This is a genomic window from Paenibacillus darwinianus (assembly GCF_000598065.1).
In the GTDB taxonomy this organism is placed as follows: Bacteria; Bacillota; Bacilli; order Paenibacillales; family Paenibacillaceae; genus Paenibacillus_I; species Paenibacillus_I darwinianus.
The window spans coordinates 5,657-11,887 of sequence record NZ_KK082215.1 but is presented as its reverse complement, the minus strand read 5'-3'; the positions used below and the strand labels follow the sequence as shown (position 1 = coordinate 11,887).

Genomic DNA, 6,231 nt, shown 5'->3' with positions numbered 1-6,231 from the left:
GAGCCGGCAGGCGGCTGCAGATTTCACTTTTATGATTTCGGTTCCCATTATGCTGGGGGCTACGAGTATCGACCTCTACAAAAGCCGCGAATTTCTAACCGGCAACGACTTGCTGTTGTTCGGGATCGGCCTCGTCACCTCGTTTGTCGTCGCCATGATCGCCGTGGTTACATTCCTGAACCTGATCAAGGGGCTCAGTCTTACCTGGTTCGCCATTTACCGCTTTGTGCTGGCTGCGGTCTTCTATTTCCTGGTCATGTATTGATTCGGGCAACGATCCGCTTGATCCCGCGCTAAATCTTTCTCGGCGCGATTCCGTATTAGAGTTCAAATACGATTATGGAGGAATGGGACTATGATGATTACGACGACACCGACGCTCGAAGGCAGACCGATTCAGGACTACGTGGGCATTGTGAACGGCGAGGCGATTATGGGGGCCAACATCGTACGCGACTTTTTCGCTTCCATCACCGACGTTGTAGGCGGACGCTCCGGCTCCTACGAGAGCAAGCTGAAGGAAGCGCGCGACATCGCGATCGGCGAAATGATCGATCAGGCGCGCCACATGGGTGCCAATGCGATTGTAGGGATCGACATCGATTATGAAGTTGTGCGGGAAGGCATGCTGATGGTAGCGGTCAGCGGAACCGCCGTCAGAGTGTAACAGGCAAGCTTATTTAAGCGGTACAGAGCAATCGGATGGAGCACGAACTGGCGACAGTTCCGGCGCTCCATTTTTTGTGCGCGCATCGGCAATGAAACCTTTTTCCGGTTTGTGTCGTCGTTAACGGTAGTTCACGATGTTATAAAGAGGGGGAAGCTTGTGGGCAACCATTCGAAAAGGACTTTCCGGTCCGCATTATGGGCAGCGGCGCTGCTGCTGGCTGTCGGCGCGGCGGGCGCCTGGCTTGCGTCGAAGCCCGCGGTAGCCGCTGCGGCGGGCGGCATCGAATTCAATGCCGAGGCGGGCTTCAACGGCAAGGTGAGAGACGGCAAATGGACGAGGCTCCGGGTGACGTTGACCAATCGGACCGATGGGGATTTGAAGGGAGAGCTTGCGTTCACGGCCATGCTTCCTAACGGCGGCTATAACGTAACTTATGCCGTCCCGGCGGATCTGCCGGCGGGGACGCCGGTTGTGCTCGATCTGACCGTGCCCGGCATGGCGTTCAGCGAAGACAACAATCGGCTGGCCTTCCATTTGGGCAACGCGCCCGGCGGCAAGACGGTGCCGTTCACGTCGGGCCGGCCTTACGTGAATGCGCCTGCTGACCGGGGAACGCTCATCGGGGTGATTGCCCGGGACCCGAATACGCTTAATTTTATGCCGATTCTGAATACGAAGGGTTATAACCTGAACGTCATACCAATTCAAGCGGACGATGTGCCTGACCGGTCGATGCAGCTGGACGGTCTCGATTACCTCGTGCTCAACGACATTCCGACCGGCAGTTGGAGCGAAACGAAGCGGCAGGCCGTGCGCGCATGGGTGCAGCGCGGCGGTACGCTGATCGTGTCCGGAGGAGCGGGCTACGCGAAAACGGCGGAAGGATTCGCGGATCTCGTGCCGGTTAAGCCGGAAGGCACCGCGAATCTGAAGACGGTCGAAGCTCTCGTGCGGCTTGCGGGGGGAAAGTCTCCGCTGAAATTAACCGCGCCTGTTACAATATCGGCGGGTACGCTGGCCGCAGGCCGTGTGACGTTGGCGGACGGCAAGGTTACGCTGGCCGCGAATCGCTCATACGGCCGCGGACAAGTGGTCTATGCCGCGTTCGACCCGTCGCTCGAACCGTTCGCCTCATGGACGGGCAGCCCCGATTTGTGGGCCCGCGTGCTGAACGGCTCTCTGACACCGCTTATGCCGGGTATGTCGTTGTCGGCCGGTGTGCTGCCGGCAGGGAACATATGGGAAATCGATTCGCTGTTGAACGAGTTCCCGTCCATACAGGCGCCGGAGGTTAATGTGCTGATCGTTTTCTTTTTCGTTTACATATTGGTCGCGGCGCCGCTGCTTTACATTGTGCTGCGAAAGCTGGACCGGCGGGAATGGGCCTGGTGGATCATCCCGCTTTTATCGGTCGTTAGCAGCGTCGCCATTTTCACGGTTGGCGCTTCGGATAAAAACGCGGCGCTTGTGCACAGCCTGCGCACCGTAGAGCTGTCGGGCCGCGGTGACGGCATAAGGTCCGCGTCGGCCGCCGTTTTTGTGCCGCAAGGCGGACGGGTAGAGGCGGTGTTCGAGCCGGGTGCGACTCTGCTACCGTTGAGCGACGGACGCGGCACGATGGGGAGCATAGCCGCCAATCCGACCTATCAGACGGTCCATGACGGCCTGGATGAAACGAGCGTCGTATGGAACGAAGTGCCGTACTGGTCCGTGCGTAAAACATGGATGAGCGATGAAAAGACGGAAGAGCTGGGCCGGTTCGGCATCGGCATGACGCTGGCAGCCGGGAAGCTGACCGTAACGGTTAAGAACGAGACCGGGACCGATCTGACGGGCGTCGGACTGCTGCTTAACGGCACAGCCCATAAGCTGCAGGATCTGAAGCGGGGAGAGTCGGTGAATACGACGGTTCCATACACGGTTCAGAACGCGAAAGGCGGCTCTTACGATTATGGCAGCCAGCTATTCCCATGGCCGTCCAACAATCGGGATACGCGAGCGAGAGAGCGGGGTCTGCTCAATTCCTACATGCTCGCCGAAGAGGGCATGGGGGCGGTCCGTACGCCATATGTGGTCGGCTTCAGCGCGGACCAGGAAGCGTGGTTTACGATCGACGGCGAGCGGGCCAGAACGGATAATCTAACGCTCTGGACTCAAGCGCTGGATCTTAATGAGGCGCAGGGCGCCGAATCGACCGTGGCCCCCGGTACGGTTACGCCGATTCTGACGGTCAACAAGGCCCGGCAGTACTCGTTCGATCCGATATCGGGGAGAATCGATTTCGGTCAGGGATTGCTGGAGTTCGAGTTCGTGCTGCCGGGAGACGGACGTGGCTCCTACGATAAGCTGACGGTCTACGGCTCCGGACAATTGGACGGCCAGCTTCAGACTTCGGTCTGGAATGAGAAGAAGCAAGGCTGGGAGCCGGTTGACTTGACCAATGCGGCGTTCCAGCTGGCCGGTTCGGCCGTCGATTACGTGACCGCAAGCGGCTCCATTCTGATGCGGCTGGAAACTGCGAGCCAGGCAGGCACGTATATGCCGACCGTGGGGCTCGAGGGGAGGGAGAAACCGTAATGAAAACGACGATCCGAACGGATCATGAGGCAAGGGCAGCGGCACCGGCTGCGGCGGAATCGCCGATGATCGAAATTCGCGGGCTTTGCAAGCAGTTCGGCGCCTTTCAAGCGTTGAACTCGATCGACCTGGTCATCCCGAAGGGTACGGTATTCGGCTTCGTCGGGCCGAACGGCGCCGGCAAGTCGACGACGATGTCGATTCTGGCGACGTTGCTGGCGCCGACCTCGGGCACGGCCAAGGTCGGCGGCTGCGACGTAACCCGGCACCCGAAGCAGGTGCGGAAGCTGATCGGCTACATGCCGGATTTCTTCGGCGTCTACGACCAGTTCAAGGCGACGGAATATTTGCATTTTTACGGAGCCAGCTACGGCATTCCGAAGGCCGAACGAGCAAGGCTTATTCCACAGCTTCTGGAGCTCGTGAATCTGACCGACAAGAAGGATGCCTATGTCGATACGCTTTCGCGCGGCATGAAGCAGCGCTTGTGCCTTGCCCGCTGCCTCGTACACGACCCGGAGCTGCTTATTCTTGACGAGCCCGCGTCGGGGCTTGACCCTCGAGCCCGGATCGAGATGCGCGAGATTCTGAAGGAACTGAAGTCGATGGGAAAAACGATTGTCATTTCTTCCCATATTCTTCCGGAGCTGGCGGAAATGGTGGATGAGATCGGCGTCATCGAGCATGGCAGGATGGTTGCGAAGGGCAATGTGCAGGAAATCCAAAGCCGGATGCGCGTAAAGCGGATTCTTCAGATCCGCCTGGCGGGCCGCGAGGAGGAAGCGGAGCAATACCTGGGCGGCCGCCCGTTCGTGAACCGCATCTTGCGCGACGGGCGCGGCGTTCATGTCCATTTCGATGGGCACGACGAGGAGCAGTCTGAGCTGCTTCACGGCTTGATCGAACAAGGCTTCCGGATCATTTCGTTCAGCGAGGCTCAGACGAACCTGGAGGACGTGTTTCTTGAGATTACGAAAGGAGACGGGGAGGGGGAATGAAAGGAACGAATGGTTGTGCGGACAAATGGCGGTCGAGGCTGATTAATCCGGTGCTCGGCAAGGAATTTACGCTGAGGATGCGCACGGTGCGGTCGATGTGGGCGTTGTTCTTTTATCTGCTTGCTATCGGTCTTCTGGCGTTGGGTTATCTGTACGTCACCCGGATGTCGAGCAGCGGCGCGAATGCGTTCAATCCGGATGAGAGCCGGATCATGTTTATATTCATCAGCTTCGTGCAGCTCGGATTGATCGCCTTCATGGCGCCCGGGCTGACGGCGGGCGTCATCAGCGGCGAGCGCGAGAAGCAGACGCTGAATTTGCTGCTGACGACGCAGCAGAGCTCGGCCAGCATCGTGATCAGCAAGCTTGTCTCATCGCTCAGCTTCATGGCGCTGATTACGCTGGCGACGATGCCGGTTTACAGCATCGTGTTCCTGTTCGGCGGCATTTCGCCGGGTCAGCTCGGCATGGTATTTCTGTTTTATTGGTTTACGATGCTGGCGCTTGGCTCGTTCGGCATCCTGTTCTCGACGTTGTTCAAGCGGACGATGCTGGCGGTCATTGTGGCTTACGGCATTACGCTGTTCCTGTTCGGCGGGACGGCGTTCCTGTATCTGATCGTTTCGCAAATCATGGAGGAAATGACCCGCAGCAGCGGCGGAGCGCCCGGCGACTTCGGATGGATCGGCCATTTGCTGGCGTTGAATCCGGGCGCGGCGCTGTACAGCCTATTCGATCCCGAAATGACGCGCTGGGTATTCCGGATGAACATGGGCTCGGGCGGCAGCCTGTCTACCGGGCAGCCGGCACTCCAGCTATGGCAAGAGTTCCTGATTATCTATTCCATATTGATCATCGCCGCAGTGCTGACGGCGATCCGCAGCGTTCGGCCGCGGTTGAATAAGAAAAGCAAGCGGGCTTGATCCTGTTCGGCAATTCGGGAGAAAGGGGGAGCGGGGATGGACGGCGCCTTGGCGGGTTTGCAAGCGAGCGACAACGATTCGTTCAGCAACGCGGCCGGCGGGCTGCAGCTGGGTTCCGGCCTGCTGGAGAAAGGCGGAAGGGTTGTGCTTCTCTCGGACGGAGAAGAGAACGTGGGCGATCTGCTCCTTCAAGGACAACGGCTCAAGGAACGTGGCATCGCGGTCGATGTGCTGCCGTTGCCCCGCGACGAGCAGCCTGACGCCGCGATCGATGCGTTAGATGTTCCTGTCGCGTTGAAACAGGGCGAACGGTTTACGTTCGAATTGAGCGTGACCAGCACATTTGCCGGTGAGGCGGAGCTGCGGTTGTATGAGGACAACACCGAGAAGGCGCGGCAACCGATCGTGTTGGAACGGGGAGAAAACCGGTTTGCGCTGCAAAGCGTGGCGGCGGAGCCGGGTTTTCATCGTTACCGTGCAGAGCTCTATGCGAATGGGGACCGGCGAAGCGAGAATAACACCGCCTATGCGTTCAGACGGATCGACGGCCCCCCGTCGGTGCTTGTCGTGGAAGGAGCTGCGGGATCGTCCGGGAATATCCGGTCCGCGCTGGAGGCGTCGCTTATTCCATATGAGGTGCTGCAGACGGAGCGGCTATCGCTGGAGCTTGCCGACTATGCGCGCTATGACAGCATTGTGCTCAATTACGTGCCGGCCACTGCTGATGGCCGCGTTGATTCTGTGGCTGATCGATATTGCGCAGCGGCGCATATCGATTCCCTGGGGCAGGCTGGCCGCTTGGCTTGCCGGCCTGCGGCCCGGCCGGCGCGCGGCCGGCTCGCCAGCGACCCGCGTCGAAGGCGCGCTTCCGCAACTGCAGCGGCGCTGGCAACGACGGGCCGCCGTCCACCGCCGAGGCGATGCGCACGGACAACGCTGCCCGCGGCGCCCAAGCCGCAGAGCGGGCTGCGGGGCTTGCAACGCCGGGTACAGCCGCCGGCCCCGCACCCGTGCCAGCCGCCGCACCCACGCCCGCGAAGCCGGAGGCGCCGGAGGAAGACGA

Annotated in this window: 5 protein-coding genes and 1 pseudogene; all 6 read left to right on the top strand. The window is 60.0% G+C overall.

Features of this window, described 5'->3' with window-relative positions:
* Window positions 1-265, top strand: a 265-nt coding sequence (locus BG52_RS14115; RefSeq protein WP_036667531.1) for an undecaprenyl-diphosphate phosphatase, incomplete at its 5' end; no start/stop codon positions are given.
* A 90-nt stretch (window positions 266-355) separates the two neighbouring features.
* Window positions 356-667 (top strand): YbjQ family protein, encoded by a 312-nt coding sequence (locus BG52_RS14110; protein ID WP_036586269.1) that lies wholly within the window; start codon window positions 356-358, stop codon window positions 665-667.
* 159 nt (window positions 668-826) lie between these two features.
* Window positions 827-3,247: a DUF7408 domain-containing protein gene (locus BG52_RS14105; protein WP_036667530.1), complete on the top strand. Its 2,421-nt coding sequence runs from the start codon at window positions 827-829 to the stop codon at window positions 3,245-3,247.
* Between the two features lie 65 nt (window positions 3,248-3,312).
* Window positions 3,313-4,245, top strand: coding sequence for an ABC transporter ATP-binding protein (locus BG52_RS14100; RefSeq protein ID WP_036585950.1), 933 nt, complete (start codon window positions 3,313-3,315; stop codon window positions 4,243-4,245).
* On the top strand, window positions 4,242-5,168 hold the full coding sequence (locus BG52_RS14095) for an ABC transporter permease (protein ID WP_036585945.1): 927 nt from the start codon (window positions 4,242-4,244) through the stop codon (window positions 5,166-5,168). Before BG52_RS14100 ends, BG52_RS14095 begins: the two co-directional genes overlap by 4 nt.
* 36 nt (window positions 5,169-5,204) lie before the next feature.
* A pseudogene (locus BG52_RS14090) lies at window positions 5,205-6,231 on the top strand (hypothetical protein); the annotation flags it as partial.